Genomic DNA, 24,042 nt, shown 5'->3' with positions numbered 1-24,042 from the left:
CCCCTCCCTTCGACCCGACGACAAAAGCGCGTACTGACTGGTGACCTTCGTCTCTATTGCGTGGATGCGCGCGCGGAAAACGATGAAGACGCCCAACCAAGGGAAAGAGGCGGTCATGACCGCGGATGTCATTCGTAAAACGCCCCGCGACCACCTTGTCGAGCCCAACTTGTTGGACTACGAGCAGGCACGCGCAAAATTCCGCTGGGCCGACGTTCCCAACCTGTGCGGCGAAATGGGGCCGGGCGGCTGCAACATCGCTTATGCCGCCGTCGACCGACACGCGGCGGGCCCGGCCGCCAGTCGGACGGCGCTGCGCTTCATCACCGACAAAGGCCGGGACGGTGCGATCGCCACCCGAGATCTCAGCTACGCCGAACTCGACCGCCTCGCCAGGCGCTTCACGGGGGTGTTGCGGGCGCTCGGTATCAACAAAGGCAACCGGGTGTTCACGATCATGGGCCGCGTCCCCGAGCTCTACATCACGATGCTTGGTGCACTGCGTAACGGCAGCGTCGTTTCGCCGCTGTTTTCAGCGTTCGGCCCCGAACCGATCGCCACCAGAGTGAATATCGGACAAGCCGATGTGTTGGTCACGACCAAGGCGATTTATCAGCGCAAGATCGCCAAGATTCGCGAAAGTATGCCCTCCGTTCGGCACATCCTCGTAGTCGACGACGAGGGAGCCGGCGAACAAATACCCGGAACGCTCAACTTCTGGGAGTGGATGCATGCCGCCAGCGAAACGACACCGATCGAACCGACGACCGCCGAGGATCCAGCGCTGCTGCACTTCACCAGCGGCACCACCGGGACGCCCAAGGGCGCCATGCACGTGCACGGGGCCGTCGCGATGCACTACATCACCGGTCTGTACGCGCTGGACCTCCATTCCGACGACATCTATTGGTGCACTGCCGATCCCGGTTGGGTCACGGGAACGTCCTACGGCATTATCAGTCCGCTGCTGCATGGCGTCACCTCCATCGTCGACGAAGCGGAGTTCGACGCTGAGCGATGGTATCGAATACTGCAGGATCAGGGCGTCTCGGTGTGGTACACGGCACCGACCGCAATAAGGATGCTGATCAAGGCCGGGCCGGAAATGCCGGCAAAATACCACTTTCCGCGGCTGCGATTCATCGCCAGCGTGGGTGAGCCGCTCAACCCCGAAGCAGTCTGGTGGGGAAAGCGGGTGCTGGGCTTGCCGATTCACGACAACTGGTGGCAAACCGAAACGGGCGGCATCATGATCGCCAACACCCCCGCATTCGACATCAAGCCCGGTTCGATGGGGCGACCGCTGCCGGGTGTGGACGCATACATACTGCGCCACAACGACGATGGTACGACTTCGGTCGTCGTTGAACCGGGGGTCGAGGGCGAACTCGCGCTCAAACCGGGATGGCCGTCGATGTTCCGCGGCTATCTGCACGCCGAAGAGCGATACCGAAAGTCCTTTGCGGGCGGTCTTTACCTGACCGGAGATCTCGCCAAGAAAGACGCCGACGGCTATTTCTGGTTCGTCGGACGCAAAGACGACGTAATCAAGTCCGCGGGACATCTCATCGGTCCGTTCGAGGTTGAAAGCGCGCTCACCGACCACCCGGCGGTTGCCGAGGCCGCTGTCATCGGCAAGCCCGACCCGACAGTCGGTGAAACCGTGAAAGCCTTCGTCACTCTGAAGAATGGCATGGTAGGTGACGAAGGCTTGCGCCTGGAATTGCTCGGCCACGCACGCAAGCGGCTCGGGGCCGCGGTGGCACCCAAAGAGATCGAGTTCGCAGATGCGTTGCCGCACACGAGCAGCGGCAAAATTATGCGTCGCCTGCTCAAGGCTCGCGAACTGGGCCTGCCCGAGGGCGATACCTCGACCATCGAGCGTCAAGCTGACCGCCGCGCCGAGGGAGTGCCGTCATGACCGATACAAAGCTGGCCCATGAACTCCTGTCGGACATGATTCGCGTGCGCCGAATGGAAGAGAAGTGCGCGGAGCTCTACAGCGCGGCCAAAATTCGTGGATTTCTGCATCTCTATGTCGGGGAAGAGGCCGTCGCCGCCGGGTCACTGCGCGCACTGGCCGACGACGACGCGGTCGTCGCTACCTACCGCGAGCATGCACACGCACTGCTGCGCGGCATCCCGATGACCTCGATCATGGCCGAGATGTTCGGCAAGCAGGAGGGCTGCTCACGCGGACGCGGAGGGTCGATGCACCTTTTCGATGCGTCCAAGCGGTTCTACGGCGGTAATGCGATCGTCGCCGGTGGACTACCGCTCGCGGTCGGTATCGCTCTGGCCGACACCATGTTGCAGCGGAAGCGGGTAACCGCCTGCTACTTCGGCGACGGCGCGGTGGCCGAGGGCGCATTTCACGAGTCGCTCAACATGGCCGCGCTATGGAACCTGCCGGTGTTGTTCTGTTGCGAGAACAATCTTTACGCCATGGGAACCGCCTTGGAGCGCGCACAGTCGCAGACCGATCTCACCGTCAAGGCGGCGTCGTACCAAGTTCCCACGCTGGCCGTCGACGGCATGGATGTGCAGGCGTGCCACGCGGCCGCCCAGCAGGGTGTCGATCACGTCCGCGACACCGGCGGGCCGTTTTTCATCGAGTTCCGCACCTATCGGTTCCGCGCGCATTCGATGTTCGATCCAGAACTGTATCGGGATAAGGCCGAGGTCGCGCAGTGGCGCGAACGTGACCCGATCCGGTCGTTTACCGAGCAATGCGTGCGCGATGGCGCGCTCACCGACGCCGACGTGCAGGAGATCGAAGATGCCGCCGCGGCCGAGATCGAGGCGGCGGTGGCATTCGCCGAGGCCGGAACGTGGGAAGATGTTGCGGATCTCGGGCGCGACGTGCTGACTGTGGAGTGCTCGCGATGAAGACCAGCTACCGAACCGCTGTGCACGACGCCCTTCGCGATGCCCTGCGCGACGATCCGCGTGTTGTGGTGATGGGCGAAGACATCGGACGTTACGGCGGAACCTACGCGGCCTCCAAAGGGCTACTGGAAGAATTCGGTCCCGACCGAGTGCGCGACACACCGCTTTCGGAATTGGGGTTCGTCGGTATCGGAATCGGCGCGGCAATCAACGGCCTACGCCCAATCGTCGAAATCATGACGGTCAACTTCAGCCTGCTGGCGCTCGACCAGATCGTCAACACCGCTGCGGCCCTTCGCCACATGTCCGGCGGACAGTTCTCGGTACCGCTCGTCGTCCGAATGGCGACCGGGGCGGGGCGTCAGCTCGCAGCCCAGCACTCGCACAGCCTCGAGCCGTGGTACGCCCACATCCCGGGCATCAAAGTGTTGGCACCGGCCACCGTCGAAGATGCCTACGGCATGCTCGCCCCAGCCCTGGCAGACCCAGATCCGGTGGTGATCTTCGAACACGTCCAGCTTTACAACACCTCATCCGATATCGATGTTCTTGCTACCACCGACATCTCGCGAGCGGCCATCCGCCGCAAGGGCACCGACGTCACGCTGATCGCTTACGGCGGCTGTCTTCCTAAGGCGCTCGACGCCGCCAACGAGTTGTCGCTGGCCGGAATCGACTGCGAGGTCATCGATTTGCGGGTCTTACGGCCGCTTGACGATGACGCATTTCTCGATTCTGTGCGCAAGACACATCGGGCGGTCGTGATCGACGAAGCTTGGCGCAGTGGCAGTCTGGCGGCCGAGATCACGGCGCGGATCATGGAAGAAGCGTTCTACGACCTCGATGCCCCGGTTGCTCGCGTGTGCAGCGCCGAGGTTCCCATGCCATACGCGAAGCACCTCGAGCAGGCTGCCTTACCCCAGCCTCAAAAAATCGTCACGGCCGTGCAGAACCTGTTCGGCGACCGGCAATGATCGAGTTCAAAATGCCGGCACTTGGGGCCGACATGGACGAGGGCACCCTGGATGAGTGGTTGGTCAAGCCCGGCGACAAGGTAACCCGAGGCCAAATCGTGGCGGTCGTCGACACCACCAAAGCCGCAGTCGAAATCGAATGCTGGCAGGAAGGCACGGTTAACGAATTGCTCGTACCTGTCGGCGAAACCGTGGAAGTGGGAACGGTATTGGCGACCCTGTTGGAACGTGATGAGACCGCGGTGAAGGCGTCGCCGCGCCAGCGGCGGCATCCGAGGAAAGCAACGGCCGAACCGGCGGCGCCGGCCGACACGGCGACCGGCGTGATCACTGCGCCGTCCGTCTTGCAACGACGTCGTTGGGTATCACCTGCGGCCCGACGGCTGGCCCAAACTCTCACCGTCGATCTCGACACCGTTAGCGGCACCGGTCCGCAGGGCGCGGTCACCATACGCGACGTCGAGCACGCCGCCGCGCCAAAAGAGCCGGCACAACCGATAAGCAAGCCGACATCCAAGCCAACAGCCGCCGACCGTGCCGCACAGATGCGAAAGTCGATCGCGGCCGCCATGAGCCGTGCGAAGCGCGAGATTCCGCACTACTACCTCGCCGACGAAATCCTGTTGGACAGCTCGATGACCTGGCTGACGACGCGAAATGCGCAGCGTTCGATCGACGAACGCGTACTGCCGGCCGCGTTACTGCTCAAGGCGGTTGGCGTCGCCGCGCAGCGGTTCGGCGAGTTCAACGGGTTCTGGCGCGACGACGGATTCCAGCCCGCGACCGGAGTTCATGTTGGCGTCGGAATCTCGCTGCGCGGCGGCGGTCTCGTCGCGCCGGCGATTCATGATGTTCCGGACAAGAAGCTTGACGAATTGATGCATAATCTCGCCGACCTCGTGGCACGGGCGCGCTCCTTCTCACTGCGAAGCTCAGAGATGTCCGACCCGACCATCACCGTCACCAACCTGGGCGACAAGGGCGTCGACACGGTCTTCGGCGTGATCTACCCACCGCAGGTAGCGATCGTCGGTTTCGGCAGGCCAACTCAACGAGTCGCGGTCATTGACGGTGGCATCCGGGTCGTCACCGCGGTCCAAGCGACGCTTGCAGCCGACCATCGCGCGAGTGACGGTCACCGAGGAGCATTGTTCCTCAGCGCAATCAATGACCTGCTGCAGCAGCCCGACCTCCTGGAGAAGTGATGAGCCATGACTAACGAGGACACCCGCGGCACGATTCTGTCGGTGCTGACCACCATCGCTCCGGAAATCGACCCGGACGACCTTCGCGACGACGTCCTACTCCGTGACCAAGTCGATCTTGACTCTATGGACTGGCTGAACTTTCTCCGCGGCATCCATCAGCGGTTGCGCGTGGATATCCCCGAATCCGACTATGCATCGCTGCGGACGTTGTCCGACGTGGTCAGCTACGTTGAAAAGAGCCGGCAGAGCAGTCCAACGGCCTAGTCCCGCAGGGACATACGACCCTAGGCGTTAAGCCCGACGACACCCTAACGTCGATGTCGAGTCGCAACTATGGACGAGGGGTTGACGTCATGCATCCGACGCTGGATACCCAGGTCTTGAAAAGAGCGGTGCAATTGGCGTGCCGGGCTCCGTCCGTGCATAACAGCCAGCCTTGGCGGTGGGTGGCGCAAGGCGCGGCGCTGCACTTATTCATCGATCGTAATCGCACAGTCCCCGGCACGGACAGCTTGGACCGCGACGCGATCATCAGTTGCGGCGCAGTCCTCGATCACCTTCGTATCGCCATGCTGGCCGAAGGTTGGCAAGCGGACATCACGCGGTTCCCCGACAAAACGGATCCCGATGAGCTCGCGTCGATGAAATTCAGCCCCGCACTGGTCACCGGCGCTCAGCGTGAGCGCACCCTGGCGATTCTGCAGCGCAGAACCGATCGGCTTCCACTGCGACAACCGGCATATTGGGATTTCTTCGAACGCGCACTGTACGACGCCGTCGATGACCGTGTAGTGCACCTGCATGTGCTCGGCGATGACTCGCGACCACAGCTGGCCGAAGCGGCGAAACTCACCGAAGACATCCGTAACGGCGATTGGCTCTACCTCGCCGAATTAGATTGGTGGACAACACCTTATGCGGTCAGCGAGGGCATCCCTCCCAGCGCTCTCGCATCCGACAAAGAACACCAGCGCGTAGACGTCGGACGGGAATTCCCCGTCAGGATCCATACCGATCGGCGCCCAGAGCTCGAGGCCGACTGGTCCAAAATACTCGTACTCTGCACCGATGAGGACGACAGAGCGGACTGGTTGAGATCCGGCGAAGCGTTGTCGACTGTATTGCTGGAATGCACCATGGCCGGCATGGCAACCTGCCCCCTGACGCACCTCATCGAGCTGGACGAAAGCCGCGACATCGTTCGCGACCTGATCGGCCAGGCCGGCGAGCCCCAGGTCCTGATCAGAGTCGGTATAGCACCGTCGATGGATCGTCCTGCGGCCCCCACGCCGCGGCGCCCGCTCCACGACGTCTTGAAGGTTCGCCAGGTGCACCAGCAAGGGTCGACCAACTTTGGTCCCGACGGGGCAGGACCTTCGGCAGGCGAGATCGACGGTTTTCGTCAATAAGGTCATCCCCATGACGAATCAAACCCGAACCGATGACGGCGCGATCATCTTGCCCGCGCACGAGTGTTGGGACCTGCTCTCAGGTGTCACGCTGGGACGGCTGGTCACGAGCGTGGATGGCCATCCACAGATCTTTCCGGTCAACTATGCCGTCCAGCGGCGAACGATCCTGTTTCGCACCGCGGTGGGCACGAAGCTGGTCAGTACCGCGATAAACAACGAGGTGGTATTCGAGGTCGACGACCATAACGTCGCCGGGGGCTGGAGTGTGATCGTGCGCGGCACCGCGCGCTCTCTTCGTAGTGATGAGGAGATCGAGGATGCGGAGCGTGCCCAGGTGTTGCCGTGGACGACTTCTGAGAAGTCGCACTATGTACGGGTGATTCCGGAGATGGTGACGGGCCGCCGGTTCCAATTCGGTTCGCCGCCAATGGAACAGTCCATTCACATCTGACCGAGCACCCCGGCTGCCCTAGGCGTGCACCACTGCGGTCCGAACCGGCCGCTGGTGGTGCGGCCGTGGCGTGAACTCCAGCGACAGCAATACCAGCAGCGCCGCCGGGATCTGACGGGCATGTAGCACGACATATCGGCGCCCACCCAGCGCGTGGTATTTGCGGAGATAGCGATACAAGGATTCAAGCCTGATAAACGGGTCCAGCAAATGAATCAACCGATACGCGACACGCTGCATCGGGCCGTGATGAGCGGCTTGGAAGATTTCCGGGAACGCTGCGAATGCGAGCGAAAGCCGGTTTGCACTCTGGGTTTTCGCCGCGGCAATCATGTCAATGGTGAGCCGCTCGTCAACACCGTTGGGCGCGTCTGGTCGGCGATACGGCACATCGAGTGTCACGTCGGTTCCGTGCCCGGCAGTAGCGTATCGGTGGAACGCCACGACCCTCCCGCCGCCGTCGCGAGCGATGGCCAACTTGACCCCCGGGAATCGGCCCTGCAAGGCTCCGTCCAGACTCATACAAAAACCGCGCTCGGTACCGGCCGCATGATGCGCGGCGTACAGGACCTCGGTCAGTTCGCCGATCAGCCGACCGCAAATCTCCTGCTCGTCAACGATTTCGGTGGTAATCCCGCAGTTGTGGGTGCGCTGCACACCTTGGCGCAGGTTGCGAAAGCGTCTCCCCTTCAGGGTGAAGTGACGAACGTCAACGACGACATCGCGCCCGATCGGGACCTCGAGCTTGCGCCGTCCACCCGTCTTGCTGCGCCATAGTTTCAGATGCCTTTCACCACAAGCCAACACGAGAATCCGCCAGCCCCGACTGCGGCACATGTGGGTGAAATCATCAACCAAAGCTTGGAATTGGGTATCGTCACCGACCGGGTCGCCGCTGACTACGGCGAACCCAAGCCGGGTGCGATAGGCGATAGCCGCGGTCCTGTCGACGTTGAAGTAATAGCTCTTGGTCGAGTGCATGGCGAATGGGGCCAATGGATCCCCGTGCGTGACGTCGACGAGAGCCCACACCTGCTGCAGTAGCTCGGGCTGAGGTCGCGCCGTCGTGGGCCACATCAGAGCGAGTCCACTGCCACCCAGCAGAATGTTGCCCAGGGCTCCGAATGACAAGAAATGCGCGCCAAGCCCTAAACACACGCTCGCAGCCGCGGCCATCGCATGCCTACTCGTCACCGGGCGGCCGAGAAAAACCCCTCGCGCGATCAATGCCACCGCGGCAAGTAGCGCGAGCGACCAACCGAATCGGCCGGGGGCAACCGGGTGGTAGCCGAAGTGGTCGCTGACGACCAGCGCCGCCGTCCACGCCGCCACGCACAACATCGTCACCCCGCAGACGAAGCGGCCCAGCGGAACATCGCTTCTGACCAGCACCCGCCCGCCGGCATTCGCCATTGCAGCTTCACCACTTCGGTGCTTGATCTTCACGGAGGGCCCACTTACTCGCGAACGACGAGAACTGAACATTGGGGGTGGTGGAAGAGCGGATGCCCGGAAGGACCTACCAGTTGCGCGAGTTGAGCGGCCTCGGCGGCGCCGATCACAGCGAGTTGCACTCGCTCCACGTTGACGCGCAGGAAGCTGGCGATCGCGTACTTGGTGGTAATCGGGTATACGCGCACCTCGGGATGACGGCGCCGCCAATCCTGCACTCGCTGTTCGAAACCGCCGTCGGCTTGCTCGGTAAGGTCTTCGGGCCGACCGCCGAGGACCAACATGGGCGCCCTGCGCAACTTCGCCTCCCACGCAGCATATTTGACGACGGAGTCATTGTCGGGCGCATCGGTCATCCGCACCACGACCCAGTTCACGTCGGGTGGCGGTTGATCCGGATCCGTCCGCAACACCGCAACCGAGCAGTGCGCCTTTTCGGCGAGTTCCGTTGCCGTGGAGCCCAAGAGCGCGCGGGCGTAGCGCCCGATGCCTATCGAGCCGACGCAGACCAGCTCGGCATCGCGTGACGCCGCCACCATGACCGATCCAGCCGGCCCACGCGGAATGTCGGTTTCGATTTTGACAAGCTTTCCGCTCCCCTCGACCGCGGATCGTGCCTCGCGAAGCGAGCTCTCGGCGTGCTCGAGATCGCGAGCGTAGTCATCCGGCGACGCGTGCGTCTGTTTGATGGCCGAGATCAGGCGGAGCGGGACACCGCGCCCAATGGCTTCATCGACCCCCCAGATCGCGGCTGCGATCGCGGCCTGTGAGCCGTCGATACCCACGACGATAGGTTTCATGGTCCGTACTCCTTCCCCAGCCATCAATGCCGACTCACCCGGTACCCGAATAGCTGTCCGTATCGTGACGATCCGCGACTCCGTCCGAAGCGGGTCGGGCTAGCCGATACACCTCGATGAGGCGCGCCACATCGCTTGGCGTGACGATGCCGACGACCGTGCCCCCGTCCACCACCAGGGCGCGACTGCGAGGACCGACGGGCGTCATCCGACGCAACAAATCTTGAAGCGGCTCTTGCGGTGCCCCAGTCGGCACGCTCTGCAGCGGCAGGGCGATCTCGCCAACGCTCGTGGTGGTGCGCTGATGGGATGCAAGTTCGCGTAACTGCCGCAACGTGACCAACCCGGTGATCGACCCGTCCGGGTCGGCAACCGGGTACGCCGAGTGCCGATCACCGAGCACATAACGCTGGATGAAATCCTCGACCGTGATCCAGCCAGGAGCGGTATGCGGCTGCGGGGTCATCGCGTCGGCCACCCGCACGCCCGCGAAGATCTGCTGACTGGTCGCCTGCGCTTCTTCCTCGCGGGCGGCGACGAAGATGAACCAGCCGATGAACGCCAACCACACGCCACCGATCAGACCACCAGCCAGAAACTCCGCCAGCCCCAACACAATCAGAATGATTGCGACCACCCGGCCGGCGTGCGCGGCACCGATCGCCGCTCGCACACTGTCGCCATGGCGATGCCATAAGTAGGCGCGCACCAGCCGCCCACCGTCCAATGGGGCACCTGGCAACAGATTGAACAGTGCGAGCAGCAAGTTGACGCTGGCCAGCCACCACGCGACGCCGCCGACGATGGTCGGGGTGTGCAGGGTAGTCAGTGCCACCGCGACTGCGCCGAACATCGCAGATAGGACCAGACTGGTGGCCGGGCCCGCAAATGCGATACGAAAGGCGGCCTTCGGACTCTTCGCCTCTCCTTGCAGGCTCGTCACACCGCCGAAGAGCCATAGTGTTACGTCGTCGACGGGTACCCCTGATCGACGGGCCACCACCGCATGGGCGAGTTCGTGGGCCAACAGCGAAGCCAGCAGTACCACTGCGCCACACGCTCCGGCCACCCAGTAAGCCGGCCGCGAATATCCCGCAACGGTGTGCGGCAATGTGGTCGCCAGACTCCACGTGAAAAGCCACAGGATCACAATCACGCTCCAGTGGACCTTCACCGCGAAACCCGCAAATCGTCCCAACGGAATTGCCTCAGACACCTTGGAACCTCCGAAAGCGTGTGCGCTGCATGACTCGAAGGTCAGCCGGCAACCTCCGAACTTCATCCGATCGTCTTCCCGTGCTTTTGGAAAGGGACTGAAGTCCCATAGGGCCGAACAAGGGACTTAGTGCCCTAACACCTCGTGACTTTCAGCGACAGGTAATCGGCCTTCCGGCGCTAGAGCGACACCGGCGCAGTGGCCATTGTGGACGCATGGGCACCCCTCATGTCGGCTACGCGGACAGAACCAATGGGTCGGATCTTGGCGACGATGCCCATCTAGTCTCTGCCCGATCGCTGCAGGACGTCGCGAGCGCGCCGCTGATCGACGTGATGCGCTCGTTGCGTACCTCTGAAGACGGACTGTCGACCCTCGAGGCGGACGCCAGGCTGACAACGATCGGTCCGAATTCGATTCGGACACATCGGGTCAGCGCTTTGGCAGTGCTTGTGCGCCAGCTCAACAACGCCGTGTTGGCACTATTGGCGGTTACCGCCGTACTGTCCTTCTTTCTGGGCGACGGAACGCAAGCCACAATCATCGGCGCCATCTTGCTGATCAGCGTCGGCCTTTCGTTTTTCAACGAATACCGCGCAGAACGGGCCGCGGCCGCTCTGCACGACCGGGTGCGTCATACGGCGGTGGTCCGTCGCGACGGTCAGTTCGCTCGCGTTGATGTCACCGCGATGGTTCCCGGAGACGTGATCCGATTACAGCTCGGTGAAGTGGTACCGGCTGACGTGCGACTGATCACGGTGAACGGATTGGAGTGCAACGAAAGCATTCTCACCGGCGAGTCGACCCCATCGGAGAAGTCCGCGGAACCCGCCGCACCCGGTGCAACCATCACCGATGCATCCAGTTTGGCATTCATGGGCACCGTGGTCAGTGCGGGCGAGGCGGTTGGGGTGATCTATGCGACGGGTCCCACCGCCGAATTCGGCCGCATCGCTGTCGGGCTCGGCGAGCGCCAACCCGAAACCGACTTCCAGCGAGGACTGCGGCGCTTCTCCTATCTGCTTCTGAAAGTAGCGCTGACACTTACCGTCGTCATCATCGTCACCAATCTTCTACTGCAACGTCCGCTCATCGATTCGGCGCTGTTCGGGTTGGCCATCGCGGTCGGCATCACGCCCCAACTGCTTCCGGCTGTCGTCAGTACAAGCCTGGCCTCGGGTTCACGACGGCTGGCTCGCCGCAAGGTACTGGTGAAGCGCCTTGTGTGCATCGAGGACCTTGGCGATATCGACATCTTGATGACCGACAAGACCGGCACGCTGACCGATGGCCGGCTTGAGTTGCTCGACGCCGTCGACGTCGCCGGCGTGCACGCAGACTCGGTGCTGGGCTCCGGATTGCTTGCCACCGACGTCGACCCTTCGGCAGGCGGGGTGAGCGCGAACGACCTCGACGCCGCGCTATGGCGCAATCAAGTTCCGGTTTCCGGGGTCACGCGCCTGGCGACGCTGCCCTTCGACCACACCCGTCGGGCCACCTCGGCGCTCATCGATCGTGCCGGCACTAGGCGCATCATCGTCAAGGGCGCACCCGAACAGGTGATGGCGCGCTGCGAAGCCATTCCCGAGGCCGCCAATCCAACGTTGACGCGGTTGTTTGCCGACGGTCGTCGTGTCGTCGCGGTAGCCAGCAAGGCGTCCCCCGGCCAGGAAACGTTGCTGGCCGCCGACGAGGCGCGTCTGACGCTTGAGGGCTTCCTGGTCTTCGCGGACAATCCGAAAGCCGACGTGCACGATTCATTGGATCGGCTCAGGGCCCTGGGCATCGAGGTCAAGGTGGCAACCGGCGACAATCCCCGAGTCGCCGAAAAAGTCTGCACCGACGTCGGATTAACCTCAAAGGGCACCATCACCGGCGCCGAGTTGCAACAGCTCAATGACGAAGAACTCACCACGGCAGCCCGCAACCACACTATCTTCGCGCGCATTTCGCCGGAGCAGAAAGCTCGCGTCATTTCCTCGTTGCGGCAATCCCACCGCTCGGTCGGATTCCTCGGAGACGGGGTGAACGACGCGCTGGCCCTCCATTCGGCCGACGTCGGCATCTCGGTCGACACAGCCACCGATGTCGCCAAGGACGCCGCTGACGTCGTCCTTCTGGAAAAGGACCTCAGCGTATTGGCCGAAGGCGTCGCCGAAGGCCGGCGCATCTTCGCTAACACCATCAAATACGTATTGATGGGCACTTCAAGCAATTTCGGCAATATGTTCAGTGCCGCAGCGGCGTCGGCCGTTCTATCATTCCTCCCGATGCTGCCCAGCCAAATCTTGCTCAACAACCTGCTTTACGACAGCTCGCAGCTCGCGATTCCCACCGACCGGGTGGACGACGAGCAGCTACAGGCACCCGCACACTGGAACATTGCATTCATTCGCCGGTTCATGCTGTCGTTCGGCCCGATCAGTTCGTTGTTCGACTTCCTCACCTTCGGCCTGATGCTTGGTGTCCTGCACGCGGGGCCGATCGAGTTTCGCACCGGTTGGTTCGTCGAATCCCTTGCTACCCAAACGCTCATCATCTTCGCGATCCGAACCAAGCGGGTGCCGTTCCTACGCAGCAGACCGGGCGCACTACTCACCGCAGCCACGCTGTCGATCGTCGCGCTCGGAGTGATCCTGACGGTGTCGCCACTCGCCGCCAACCTTGGATTCCGCCCGCTGCCGTGGCAATTCTTCGCCGCGCTCGTCGGACTCACCCTCTGCTACATGGTGTTGGTGGAGATCACCAAGAAATGGTTCTACTCGCAACCAATGCACGTCGCGGATCGACTACGCCGAACCCGGGGACAGGTGCACCGCATTCACCGGCGAGCGTCCCGCTTCAGCCACTCCGGCCCTCTTCCAACACCGATTGCCTGAGCGGGGGCTGCGAGTTTTCGCTCGCCGTGCGGAATGTGACGTCTTGGGACTTTCGCCCCTACCACAGCCATGGTGCATAAGGATCGAATAACTGCCATGAGCGTTGCGCTATCGACCCACCTGGATATGGACTTTGACCGCGCGGTCAAATGTACCCGAGAAGCCCTTGCGCAACACGGGTTTGGCGTGCTAACCGAAATCGACATTAAAGCGACGCTGAAGACGAAGCTCGGTGTGGACCTGGAGGACTATTTGATACTTGGTGCGTGCAACCCGGCGTTGGCATACCAAGCGATCAATATCGATCGAGAGATTGGATTGCTGCTCCCCTGCAATATCTTGCTGCGCGCCGACCCGAACAATCGTGGCACGACAATCGTCGAGGCGATGAATCCGAGCCTATTGGTGGAGGTAACCGGCGAGCCGGGGCTGATCGCGATCGCCGATGAGGTCACCGCCAAGCTGGGCGCCGCGATCGCCTCGCTCAACGCTAGTTGCGGTTGATAGCACCACTGCCATATCGACCACGTGCCCAACGGCGCGTGCGACCGGGAATCGCCAGCAGCGACATGACGAACACGATCAATGTGAGCTTCCTTGCGGTCGGATCGGCGAAGCAGGGCGTTGCGACCGAAAAATGGGAGCGATCGACCGGCAGCGTGGGTCAAGCGTAAACGTCTTCATCTCAAATCCCTTGCACACCAGAGCGTTTCGTGTTTGGCGCCTACTCGCCGACATCTGCAAAGTCCGACATCCACCCGACGAAATCGGCGAGTTCGCGCCGCGGTGTCGATGGCAACGGATCCGCGTTGATCGGCGCCCAACCCACTCGCAGCAGCATCTGCGGATAACTGGCGCTCCCGAAAATCTCGGAGCGCACCGCCTCGCGTGTTTCCGGGATCTCGAGGGGTTCGGTAACCGGACAACTGGCCAAGCCCGTCGACGTAGCGGTGAGCAGAACAGTACTGGTGGCCTCGCCGGCGCGCAGCCGCGCCAACCGGTCGTCGGCACGCGTTCCGAGGGCGAGAACCACGGCGTTGTCTTCGGCGGATGACGAGCCGGGCGGCTCGGCGAGTACCGGACCGGCGAAGTACCGGCCAGGAATCGTGGCATCACGATCGGACTTTGGCGTGTTGCGAGCCGGAACGCCGGCGAGAGAGCCGTAGCGGCCGCTCCACTCCGTGAGCTCGGCGAGATAGTCATGGTTCATGTGATCCCACACGGACTGCGCCACGATCTTATGCAGCTTGTCGGTGTCTTCGACCTGGCAAAGTGTCACACCATGGCGCGCCGATCGCGCCGCCATCAGCGCGATGTCGCCGACGGGTACCTGCCAGGAGCTATAGTGCCGGCGGTCGGTTCGCCGCCGTGGTATCGCCGCGGCGAGCGCAATGTCTGAGGCGTCCGCCTTGTGCTGTGAAAGTTCGATTGCGGCAAGGTGATTCGTATCCGCAGGGTTGGGTAAGCGGGACACTTTGGCGTGCCATCCGACCGCTGCGAATGCGACGACGCAGTGATTCAGCGCCGCGCCGCAACTCAAGATCAAGTCCCGCCCGTCCGGATCGGTGTTGGGTAGTTGTCGGGTTGCGTCGGAGTAGAGATGCAGGCTCTGCTCGCCGACCAGCCATCGCCACGGTTGGGTGTTGTGGACGGAGGGGGCTCGAGATGCCAGAGCCAGGACGGTGCGGATCGTGCCCGCATCGGGAAAGCGCGCGTTCATCGCAGTTCGCCCTTTCTAGAAATTCTGATGTCGACGATTCCGGGTTTGCCGCCACCGGACGAGGGGACGACGACCTTAACTCCGGGGACTTTGGGCCACGTCCCGGCGCGAAAGACACGCTGTCCGGGGCGCAGGCGCTAGGCATCCGAGGCAAGGGTCACTTCAACGGACAACAGGTTGCCTACGGCGTAAGCCATAGACCAGTCGCCGACGCACGCCGCGCGCGCGAGGTCCTCAACCAGCGGGCTGTAGGCACCCAGCTCCCACAGCCACGTCGTGACGATGGATGCGATCTCGTCGCCGTGCACTTGAACTGTGCGGCCACCGTGCAGGCGATCGGTAACGCAATACATCCGCCCAATATGCGTTGTGTGCTTTGCGAACCTCATCGCAGCCTCCTCGACCGGCCTTGAGACCAGTCGACCAGTTGGCCGATTCGGCCGATAGAGGCGAACGAATCCAGCGAGGGGTGCTTCGGTCGTCTCGACGGCTACGCCGAAGTCCCGACCTCGGGGGCCTTTGGTCCCCGAACCCGGGGGTCCAAGGACCTTCGACGACCGCAATCAACGGCCCTGTGTTCGGCAGCGAGCCGTGAGATGGCCATGGATCAGCTTGCCGGACAGTGCTTTTCGTGGCGGTCGGTCTCATCTTCGGCTAGAACGAAGTAGTTCTCTTCTTCTTGCACGAAGTGCAGCCGCAGCAGCGTGTACAGACCGTAGAGGCACGCGAGCAAGTCATCGACTTGGTCGGGCTGAATCCGCCCTTGCGCTTGCGCGATGGCTAGGTGCGTTCCGATGCGGTCGGAGAGCCTCCGGATCTCGGCATGCGTCCGGCTCATTGTCGGGGTGGCTTCGCTGCCCAAGGGCTTGGCCAGCGCCGGGTAAAGCTGCGTTTCCTCGGCCAGTTCATGGGGCAGCACCCGGTCGATCAGTACGGCGTGTGCCGCGGCAAGCGAATCCAACGCGACGGCATCGGAACCTGCAACAAGCCGATCCGCGCTGTCGCGCAGCAGCCCGATGGCGTCGCGGAGTTCGTCGTGCTCGGCGGAGAAGCGCTGCAGCAACTCTTCGGTGCCGGTGGTCAATGGCACCTCGGTGGCCCGATTGCCTCGCAGAGCCCGCAACGCATTGATGATCACCGCGACATCAATGCCTTCCTGCAGCAGGGCCCCCGCTGCCGGCGGGAGCCAGCCCAGTGCGGCAATCCCCATGGCGAGCACCGACAAAGTCATACCAATGACCGCACTTTGCACCGCGATCCGGCGAGACCAGCGGGCAATGTCCATCGCATCAGCGAGGCGATCGATGCGATCGGTGGTCAACACCACGTCGGCGGCTTCCGAGGAGGCGGTGGCGCCGCGGGCACCCATTGCCACACCGACGGTGGCGGCGGCCAACGCGGGAGCGTCATTTACTCCGTCGCCGACCATCACCGTCGGTGCCCGTTCACTTTCGGCGCGCACCGCGGCGTACTTGTCGGCCGGTGTCTGTTCGGCAAAGACCTCATCCAGTCCCAAGACAGCAGCGATGTCGCGGGTGGGCTCGAATCGGTCGCCGGTCAACATGATCAACCGATTCAGTCCCGCCTCTCGCAGTCGCCGCACGGTGCGCGGCGCCTCTCGGCGCAGCGGATCTCGCAAGAAAACGGCACCCACCGCCTGATTCTCGGTGCAGACCCACGCGATGGCTGAGCTGTCCAGGCGAGCACGATTGAGCACCGTTCGTGTCCAGGGGGCGGTCATCGCGTCCGCGGGCAGTTGGCCGACGGAAACCCGACATCCGTCGACGGTTGCGGTAACTCCGCTGCCCGGCTGCTCGAGCACATCGGCGGGCAGCGACAGCCGCAGGCCGCGGCTGAGCGCTTCGGTGACGATGGCCTCAGCCATTACGTGCGGAGAGAACTGGTCGACCGAAGCGGCCAGTCGCAGCAGCGATGTCGCGTCGCAACCAGGAGCGGCTACCACGTCGACCACCGTGGGCCGTCCCACCGTCAGGGTGCCGGTCTTGTCCATCACCAACGTCGTCGCACGGCCGAGGTTTTCCAGGACCCCGCCGCCGCGGATGACCACGCCGTCACGAGATGCCCGGGACAACCCGGAAACAATTGCGACCGGAGCTGCCAGCAACAACGGACATGGGGTCGCCACCACCAGCACCGCCACGGCGCGCACGGCCGACCCACTCGCTAACCACGCCGCGGCGGCGAGTATCAACGCCGCAGGAAGAAACCATGTCGCGTAACGGTCCGCCAGCCGCACCACCGGCGCGGTGTCCGCGCCTGCCTGCTGCGCCAATCGCACAATGCCCGCATATGTGCTCTGGTCAGCCGTTGCGGTCGCATCCAGTTCGAAAGGGCTGCCCGCGTTGATCACGCCGCTGCGGACGGGCTCGCCGATGCGGCGCTCGACGTGCATCGATTCGCCCGTCAGCGCGGACTCGTCGAGCACCGCCACAGCGTCGGCAATCCGCCCGTCCACAGGCACCACCTCGCCGGGGCCGACGACCAGCAAGTCGCCGACACGCACGTCCGCCAAAGGTATGGTCGTGACTTGCGTGCCCGTCCGTCGCCGCGCGAATCGGGGGGCGCGCTCGAGCAGGGCACGCAAATCGTGTGCCGCGCGACGTTCGGCCGCCGAATCCAGCGCACGGCCACTGGCCAGCATCACTGCGATCAGCGCGCCGGCCAGATACTCGCCGACCAACAGACTTCCGACCAGCGACAACACCGCGATAATGTCAACGCCACCGCGCTTGCGCCGCAACCCTGATACCACCCACACCGATGCCGGCGCGATCGCGACTGCGGTACCGGCGATCCAGCAGCCGTCGGCCACCTCCCGCCAACTGGCCAGCCAGGCGACGCCCCCGGCCGCCAAGGCGGCGAACGTGAATACCGCCAAGATTGGTTCGACCCACGAGCGCGCCCGATGGAAAAGGCGGCCAGCTGGACCGCTGCCCATGACGGATCCCTTCGGCAACAACTACTTTCGTGATCAAATTCGAACAGTTCGCCGATTTCCCTGGCAAGTGCCGTAATACCCGTTAGTCGGGGGACCTTGGACCGTAGCGGCCCGTTACCCGCGTTTGTCGTTCGGTACTGTGCCATCCGCGCCGGTAGCTCGCTGTCCGCGTGCCGCCAAAGCGCCGGCGATCGAGGTGGCCGCAACCGTCAGCAAGGCACCGAGCATCAGCGCCGAACCTTCGCCCGGCGCGAGCAGGTTTTCCTCGTTCCCGATCGTGGCCGCGGCCACCGGCACACCGAGCTGGGCGGCCGAGAGCACGGCCAGGGTTATCGGCTGGCCGAGCAGCCTGCCCACGCAGTGCGCCAACACGGCGCCCAGCCCTAGCGCGACGCCCAACAGAATCAATTTCGGGTGCGCACCCAGCTCGCGCACGTGCAGCGAGGCGCCCAGCCAGATGAAGAACAGTGGACCGAAGAATCCCTCGGTGATCCCGAACAGTTGGCGTGCAAGCCGTCGCGGTTCGCCCACCGACGCGATCACCAAACCCAATGCGAAGCCGGCCAACATGATCGACACGTGGGTGCTCAGCGCGAGTGCCGCTAATGCGAACAGCACCAGCAGATTCGTGCGCAACTCCAGCGCGAATTTATGATCTTCGGAAAAGTTGTGCGCGCGTTGGCGCCAGCCCCGGCGATCGACCGCGAGCAGAACCAGGTATACCAGTCCCGCGCACGCCGCGATCGCGAGCGCACCGAGGGCTGCCGTTGGCGCCCTGCTCAGGTCGATCACCAAGGGCAGCAACACGATACATGCCGTATCGGCGATCGCGATCTGCGCCGTGAGCGAGAGCACGGGCGGCCCCTGCAGGCGCAGCGAGCCGATCACCGGTAGTGCCAGCGCCGCCGACGACGACGTCATCAGCACCGCGTACAGGGCCGCATGGCCGGTACCGAAATACCACGCCAACGCCACACCGAGGGCCGTTGCGACGACGCCGCACAGCACCGCTCGCGCCAGCGCCCGCGGCAGCGCCCCGCGCACCTCAGGATTTCGCACCGGCACATGCGTGCCCGCGACAAACATCACCAGCGCGAAGCCGATGTTCGCGAATAACTGGAACGTGGGGTTCGACTCGTCGAGCACGCCGAAACCGGTCTTGCCGAGCAGAAGTCCCGCGAGCAGCTCACCGACGATCAGCGGAATCCGCAGGCGCGGCAGCGAAGCCACCAGCGGGCCGGCGAAGCCTACCGCGGCCAGCAGTGCCAGCGTGTCGAAGCCGAAGCCCGACATCTCAGCAGCCCTGCGGCGCGGTCAGCCGACCACCTCGAAGATCGCCGCGGCCGATGTAACCGCCTTGTCCGCGTTGCCTTCGTCGTGCAGCAGCATGCGCACGCCGATACGTCCGGGACCACCGGCGTGGGCGGTGCCCTCCACCCGGAACGGCCCGACCTTCCCGCGGGACATGAACATGACGTGCCAGCTGACGACCTGCACCTGGCGGGTGCCGGCGAGATCGGCGGCCAGGTCGATCGCCGCGGTCTCCAGTACGACGTGCTGGGGCCCGATGTGCAGCGCCGCGTCCGGCGAGGCGAGTTCGAGGCTGAGGGCGGGCAGTATCCAGTGCCCGTCGTCGCGTCTGGAGGCACCGAACGCGGCCCACAGCGGCGGCAGGTCGGGCGAGTCCTCGACAACCAGCTCGGTGCCCGAAACATCCATCCTGTCAAGCCCTTCCGGCGGGATCCCGATGATCGCGCCCTGGCCCTCGTTGAACGCGATCACCCGGTCCGGGTTGTCGGCGTCGACGATCTTGCACCGCCCGTACCCCATGGTCCGGCCTTGGTGCACAATGCCGGAGCCGACGATCTCGACGTGAGAGACGTCGTAGCCGGGGTCGATGATCTGCACTGACGCGATGACCGGATTAGGCACCGCGACCATGTCGGTCTGACACCCCTCGGGCGACGAGATGGCCAGCGGCGCAACCATAATGCCGCCTGCCTCGTTGCGCATGTCGCGGCGGATCACGACGGTGTCGTCGACGTCGCCGATGTCCATCGACGAGTGCCTGCGACCGATGTAGCGGTAACTGAGCAGACCCGTCCAGCGGCGGTACAGCTCATCGCGATAGGCATCGGCGTCGCCGGCCAACTCTCGGATGTCTCGCAGTTGGTCGCTCACTTTCGGCCACCTCTCTCCCGGACTTCGCGTCCCGTCATGACAGTCTGTTTCGCCGCACTTGGTTGAACGGCACGCCGCGGTCGGCGGCGTACTCGCGGGGGAAGTTCAACACCCGCTCGCCGATCACGTTGCGCGCCATTTCGGTGGTGCCGCCGCCGATGCTGGCGATCTGGCGGCCCAGGTACCGGATGCCGATATCGAGTAGCTCCGCGTCGTCCTCGACGACGGCGGACGTCCCCGTCACGGCAATCGCGGTATCGATTTCGACGTCGTGGACCGCGGCCATCTGCAACCGAATGATCGATCCCGCGGTCGGCGGCAGCGCGCCGCCGGCCACGGCGTGGAAGACGTGCTCGCTGAGTTGACGCGCCACCGTTCGGTGGACCAGGGCACGTCCGATCATTTCACCGATGCGTTCGTTGTCCAGCTGGTCAGTCTTTTCCGCCAGCGCCAGCAGGTCGATCGAAACATCTTCGGCCTCAGAGATTCCCGGGCCGCTGGTGTACTCCGAACCGTCGCCCATGCTGCGGCGTTCATGGTAGAGCTGTCGCGAGGCGACTTCCCACCCCTTGCCCGGTTCACCGACGACGGCGTCATCGCCCACCTCGACGTCATCGAAGAACTCCTCGCAGAATTCGATGGAGCCGTTGATCTGCTGGATGCGGTTGATCGTTATTCCGGGCTGGTTAAGCGGCACCAGGAACATCGTCAGCCCCTCGTGTTTTGGTGCGTCCCAATCGGTCCGGGCGAGGCACAGCCCGTAATCCGCAGCGAACGCCCAGGTGCTCCATGTCTTGGCGCCGTTGATGATCCACCGCCCGTCCCGGCGGTCGGCACGGGTGATGACGCCCGCGAGGTCCGATCCCCCGCTCGGCTCGGACAGCAACTGGACCAGCACTTCGTCGCCACGCAGCGCCGCCTGGATGTGGGTGCGCTTCTGCTCCTCGCTCCCCATGTCGAGGATGGTGGCGCAGCAGATGGCGAAGGACGGCACGTTGAGCAGCAACGGCGTTTCATAGCCTTGCGCCTCGGCGTCGAAGGCCTTCTTGTACTCGTAGCCCAGCCCGAGACCGCCGTACTCCCGGGGAAAACAGATACCGGCGAAACCGCCGTCGTACAACTTCTTTTGCAGTTCGCGCGCCCGGTGCCAGGACGCCTCCGCATCGCGCTCGAGCAGCGCTGCTTCCGCGGGGCCCTGCCGCGGCATGTTCTCGGCCAACCAGGCCCTGGCCCGGCCGCGAAACTCCGCTACGGTCTCGTGGGTCACCAGGAGTGCCGAATTCGTCTGTGCGTCATCGTCGCTGACCTCCCGACGCCGTTGTCGTGTCCAAACCTCGAGCTGGTGCTGGGCGACCGTACAGCGCCCGGCTAATGACTGTACACATCGACGGCGCGGGGCCGCAGGTCAACGAGTGCGCGTCCTGGCCGATTATGTCTCCGGAGCTGGTACGTTTACGGAATCGGCGCTATTCTAACCGGCGATCGGAGGATCGGCGCATGGGTGCTGCCGCAACGGGTTTCGACGTTCCCCGGTTTCGCGATTGGCTGGCCGAGGCAACAGGCGAGGCGGCGGATGTGTCGGTGATGCCCATTCGCGGAGGCGGCAGCTGCGAGATGTTCCGCGTCGACCGGCTGGGGCGGGCCTGGGTGGTGCGCCGGGCGCCACTGGCCACGGTCTCTGACACCGCTCACCAGGTGATCCGCGAGGCGCGCATCATGGAGACGCTGGGCGCGGCCGGCATACCGGTGCCCACGGTGCTGGCTCGCAGCGACGACCCCGCCATTCTGGGCGCCCCGTTTTTCGTGATGTCCTACGTCGACGGCGGGGTGATCCGCCGCGACGGACTTCCCGAAGCACTGCATCGGGCTCCGTCGTCACACAACTTGATCGGCGAACAGCTGATCGACACCCTGGTCGCTCTGCACTCCGTCGACTGGACGGGCACGGCGCTGGCCGAATTATCGCACCCGCAAGGGTTTCTGCCGCGCCAGGTCGATCGGTGGCTCGCGCAACTGCAGAGTTATCGGGCCCGCGAGTTGGACGGCGTGGACGAGCTCGCCGGCTGGCTGCGCGAGAATCTGCCCGCCGACGGCGATCTCACCGTCATGCACGGGGACTACAAGCTGGACAACGTCATCTGGGCGCCGGCGCCGCCACCGCGGATCGCCTGCGTGGTCGACTTCGAGATGACGACGGTGGGCGATCCCCTGATCGACCTGGCATGGGCGATGATCTTCTGGCCCGAGGCCGGAAATCCCATTGCGCTGGGGTCGCCGGACGCACCACATGGCATTGATCGCGACCACTGCCAGACACCGGATCAACTGATCGAGCGCTATGGCGAGGCCACCGGCCGCGACCTGTCACACTTCGGCTGGTATCAGGTGTTCAGTGCGTGGAAGCTGGCGATCGTCCTGGAGGCGTCCTACGCGAAGTTTCTGCGCGGTGAGTCCCGCAATCCGGTCCATGAGTTCTTCGGGGCGGTCATCGATGAACTGCTCAGCCGTGCAAGGAGGTTCGCGCAATGACCGACGAGCTGTTCGACGTGGCCGGCCGGGTCATTCTGGTCACCGGCGGCAGCCGCGGCCTGGGCGCCGCGATGAGTGTCGGGCTGGCCGCGCGCGGCGCACGAGTGGTGATCGCCAGCCGAAAAATCGAGTCGTGCGACGCATTGGCCGCCACGATCACCGACGCGGGCGGGCAGGCCCACCCGTTGGCATGCCATGTCGGCGATTGGGAGTCGTTGCCCGGCGTCGTCGAGGCCGCCGTTGCCCGGTGGGGCCGGTTGGACGGCTTGGTCAACAACGCCGGGATGAGCCCGCTTGCGCCCTCGCTGCTGGAAACCTCAGAAGTGTTGTTCGACAAGGTGATCGGCGTCAACCTGAAAGGCCCGACCCGGTTGACGGCGCTGGCTGCCACGGCAATGGCCGCGACCGGCGGTGGATCGATCATCAACATCAGTTCGCTGGCGTCGGTGAAACCCACGCCAGTCACCACGGTCTACGCGGCGGCCAAAGCCGGCCTGAACGCGCTGACCACCGCCTCGGCCATCGAATACGCCGGCGTCGGTGTGCGGGTCAACGGGATCATCTGCGGCACCTTCGATACCGACGCGGCGTCGGGATTCGTCCGCAACCCCGACCTGCTGCCGGAACTGGTGCGCCGCATCGCGCTCGGGCGGGTGGGCCGCCCCGGCGAGATCGTCGGGGCCGTCGTCTATTTGCTCTCCGACGCGTCGAGTTACACCACCGGGTCACTCATGACCATTGACGGCGGCGTCTCGGGCTGATCAGTGCGGCCGCTTCGCCGAGGGATCGACGCCCCCGGCCTCGGCCCGCACCCCGGAGATCACCCACTCGACCAGCCGGGGGAAATTCTGTTCGATCTTGGCCGTCTCGGAGTCCGAGCGCTTCGGTTCACGCAGCCCGCGCACCTCGACGATGGAATGGTTGATGGTCATGTGCGCCAGGCCGCGGCAGCACTCGGTAGCAAGCGGTCGTGGAATCCCTTCTTGCAGAGTGGCTTTGAGTAGGGCGTTGACATACTCGGCAACGGCGCTGCGGTCGTCGATGGTCATCAGTTCGGTCAGAAACGGATGCGCTCGAAGGGCGTTGTGCAATGCCTGACACCAGTGCAGTGCCGTCGACTCCCAGGTGTCGTATTCCTTGAAGTCGAGTTTCAGCTGCGCGAAGTGGCGTGCGACCAGCGCCCTGATCAATGCTTCGCGATTGCCGACCTGCTGATACAGCGTCCGCGGTGAGATCTTGAGTGCGGCCGATAGTCGACGAACGCTGAGAGCCTCGATGCCTTCGGAATCCAGCATGTCCAGCGCGTGCGTGAGGATGTCGTCGGCCGGGATCAGCGGCTTGGCCATCGCTGCATCGTACAAGCCCTGACCCT

At 64.1% G+C, this 24,042-nt stretch carries 21 protein-coding genes; 11 read left to right on the top strand and 10 right to left on the bottom strand.

Annotated features, from left to right (window positions below; translation table 11 throughout):
- Nucleotides 1-115 precede the first annotated feature (115 nt).
- Genes acsA through SKC41_RS23315 form a run of 7 tightly spaced genes read left to right on the top strand, consistent with a single transcriptional unit; the run spans nucleotide 116 to nucleotide 6,934 of the window.
- Nucleotides 116-1,921, top strand: coding sequence for an acetate--CoA ligase (gene acsA, locus SKC41_RS23345; RefSeq protein WP_330980029.1), 1,806 nt, complete (start codon nucleotides 116-118; stop codon nucleotides 1,919-1,921).
- Complete coding sequence (pdhA, locus tag SKC41_RS23340) at nucleotides 1,918-2,889, top strand: pyruvate dehydrogenase (acetyl-transferring) E1 component subunit alpha (protein ID WP_330980028.1); 972 nt, start codon at nucleotides 1,918-1,920, stop codon at nucleotides 2,887-2,889. The genes acsA and pdhA overlap by 4 nt, the downstream gene beginning before the upstream one ends.
- A complete protein-coding gene (locus SKC41_RS23335; RefSeq protein WP_330980027.1) occupies nucleotides 2,886-3,863 on the top strand; it encodes an alpha-ketoacid dehydrogenase subunit beta in 978 nt (325 codons plus the stop codon). The genes pdhA and SKC41_RS23335 overlap by 4 nt, the downstream gene beginning before the upstream one ends.
- Nucleotides 3,860-5,068, top strand: a complete 1,209-nt coding sequence (locus tag SKC41_RS23330; protein WP_330980026.1) for a dihydrolipoamide acetyltransferase family protein — start codon at nucleotides 3,860-3,862, stop codon at nucleotides 5,066-5,068. The genes SKC41_RS23335 and SKC41_RS23330 overlap by 4 nt, the downstream gene beginning before the upstream one ends.
- 6 nt (nucleotides 5,069-5,074) lie before the next feature.
- On the top strand, nucleotides 5,075-5,335 hold the full coding sequence (locus SKC41_RS23325) for an acyl carrier protein (protein WP_330980025.1): 261 nt from the start codon (nucleotides 5,075-5,077) through the stop codon (nucleotides 5,333-5,335).
- 53 nt (nucleotides 5,336-5,388) lie between these two features.
- The gene (locus SKC41_RS23320) at nucleotides 5,389-6,480 is read left to right on the top strand and encodes an Acg family FMN-binding oxidoreductase (RefSeq protein WP_330980024.1); all 1,092 of its coding nucleotides are present in this window, start codon (nucleotides 5,389-5,391) and stop codon (nucleotides 6,478-6,480) included.
- Between the two features lie 10 nt (nucleotides 6,481-6,490).
- A complete protein-coding gene (locus tag SKC41_RS23315; protein ID WP_330980023.1) occupies nucleotides 6,491-6,934 on the top strand; it encodes a pyridoxamine 5'-phosphate oxidase family protein in 444 nt (147 codons plus the stop codon).
- A gap of 18 nt (nucleotides 6,935-6,952) precedes the next feature.
- On the opposite strand, the gene SKC41_RS23310 is transcribed toward SKC41_RS23315, so the two are convergent.
- The 3 genes from SKC41_RS23310 to SKC41_RS23300 are packed head-to-tail and all read right to left on the bottom strand — an operon-like array spanning nucleotide 6,953 to nucleotide 10,402.
- The gene (locus SKC41_RS23310; protein WP_442931758.1) at nucleotides 6,953-8,419 is read right to left on the bottom strand and encodes a bifunctional lysylphosphatidylglycerol flippase/synthetase MprF; all 1,467 of its coding nucleotides are present in this window, start codon (nucleotides 8,417-8,419) and stop codon (nucleotides 6,953-6,955) included.
- Nucleotides 8,392-9,186 carry a universal stress protein gene (locus SKC41_RS23305; RefSeq protein ID WP_330980021.1) on the bottom strand — a complete coding sequence of 265 codons (795 nt, stop codon included), beginning with the start codon at nucleotides 9,184-9,186 and terminating at the stop codon, nucleotides 8,392-8,394. The genes SKC41_RS23310 and SKC41_RS23305 overlap by 28 nt, the downstream gene beginning before the upstream one ends.
- A gap of 34 nt (nucleotides 9,187-9,220) precedes the next feature.
- Nucleotides 9,221-10,402, bottom strand: a complete 1,182-nt coding sequence (locus SKC41_RS23300; protein WP_330980020.1) for a site-2 protease family protein — start codon at nucleotides 10,400-10,402, stop codon at nucleotides 9,221-9,223.
- A gap of 215 nt (nucleotides 10,403-10,617) precedes the next feature.
- On the opposite strand from SKC41_RS23300, the gene mgtA reads away from it, so the two are divergent.
- On the top strand, nucleotides 10,618-13,281 hold the full coding sequence (mgtA, locus tag SKC41_RS23295; protein WP_330980019.1) for a magnesium-translocating P-type ATPase: 2,664 nt from the start codon (nucleotides 10,618-10,620) through the stop codon (nucleotides 13,279-13,281).
- Between the two features lie 96 nt (nucleotides 13,282-13,377).
- Entirely contained in the window at nucleotides 13,378-13,785 is a 408-nt protein-coding gene (locus SKC41_RS23290) for a DUF302 domain-containing protein (protein ID WP_330980018.1), read from the top strand.
- Between the two features lie 220 nt (nucleotides 13,786-14,005).
- Here the strand turns inward: SKC41_RS23290 and SKC41_RS23285 are convergent, their stop codons facing one another.
- The 6 genes from SKC41_RS23285 to SKC41_RS23260 form a co-directional block, all read right to left on the bottom strand.
- Entirely contained in the window at nucleotides 14,006-15,001 is a 996-nt protein-coding gene (locus SKC41_RS23285; protein WP_330980017.1) for an Acg family FMN-binding oxidoreductase, read from the bottom strand.
- 137 nt (nucleotides 15,002-15,138) lie between these two features.
- A complete protein-coding gene (locus tag SKC41_RS23280) occupies nucleotides 15,139-15,390 on the bottom strand; it encodes a hypothetical protein (RefSeq protein WP_330980016.1) in 252 nt (83 codons plus the stop codon).
- 218 nt (nucleotides 15,391-15,608) lie between these two features.
- Nucleotides 15,609-17,960, bottom strand: a complete 2,352-nt coding sequence (locus SKC41_RS23275) for a heavy metal translocating P-type ATPase (protein WP_330980015.1) — start codon at nucleotides 17,958-17,960, stop codon at nucleotides 15,609-15,611.
- Between the two features lie 114 nt (nucleotides 17,961-18,074).
- Nucleotides 18,075-19,253 (bottom strand): cation:proton antiporter, encoded by a 1,179-nt coding sequence (locus SKC41_RS23270; protein ID WP_330980014.1) that lies wholly within the window; start codon nucleotides 19,251-19,253, stop codon nucleotides 18,075-18,077.
- Nucleotides 19,254-19,274: 21 nt separating this feature from the next.
- The gene (locus SKC41_RS23265) at nucleotides 19,275-20,141 is read right to left on the bottom strand and encodes a hypothetical protein (protein WP_330980013.1); all 867 of its coding nucleotides are present in this window, start codon (nucleotides 20,139-20,141) and stop codon (nucleotides 19,275-19,277) included.
- 34 nt (nucleotides 20,142-20,175) lie between these two features.
- The gene (locus SKC41_RS23260; RefSeq protein WP_330980012.1) at nucleotides 20,176-21,408 is read right to left on the bottom strand and encodes an acyl-CoA dehydrogenase family protein; all 1,233 of its coding nucleotides are present in this window, start codon (nucleotides 21,406-21,408) and stop codon (nucleotides 20,176-20,178) included.
- Nucleotides 21,409-21,638: 230 nt separating this feature from the next.
- Here SKC41_RS23260 and SKC41_RS23255 point away from each other — a divergent pair, with 230 nt between their 5' ends.
- Both SKC41_RS23255 and SKC41_RS23250 read left to right on the top strand, forming a co-directional pair.
- The gene (locus SKC41_RS23255) at nucleotides 21,639-22,670 is read left to right on the top strand and encodes a phosphotransferase family protein (protein ID WP_330980011.1); all 1,032 of its coding nucleotides are present in this window, start codon (nucleotides 21,639-21,641) and stop codon (nucleotides 22,668-22,670) included.
- Nucleotides 22,667-23,431 (top strand): SDR family NAD(P)-dependent oxidoreductase, encoded by a 765-nt coding sequence (locus tag SKC41_RS23250; protein ID WP_330980010.1) that lies wholly within the window; start codon nucleotides 22,667-22,669, stop codon nucleotides 23,429-23,431. The genes SKC41_RS23255 and SKC41_RS23250 overlap by 4 nt, the downstream gene beginning before the upstream one ends.
- Here SKC41_RS23250 and SKC41_RS23245 read toward each other — a convergent pair whose 3' ends face one another.
- On the bottom strand, nucleotides 23,432-24,016 hold the full coding sequence (locus tag SKC41_RS23245) for a TetR/AcrR family transcriptional regulator (protein WP_330980009.1): 585 nt from the start codon (nucleotides 24,014-24,016) through the stop codon (nucleotides 23,432-23,434). It lies immediately after the preceding gene.
- Nucleotides 24,017-24,042: the final 26 nt, after the last annotated feature.

It is taken from the genome of Mycobacterium sp. 050128 (assembly GCF_036409155.1).
GTDB lineage: Bacteria > Actinomycetota > Actinomycetes > Mycobacteriales > Mycobacteriaceae > Mycobacterium.
Note: the sequence above shows the minus strand (reverse complement) of the source record. Positions and strands in the feature narration are given on the sequence as shown.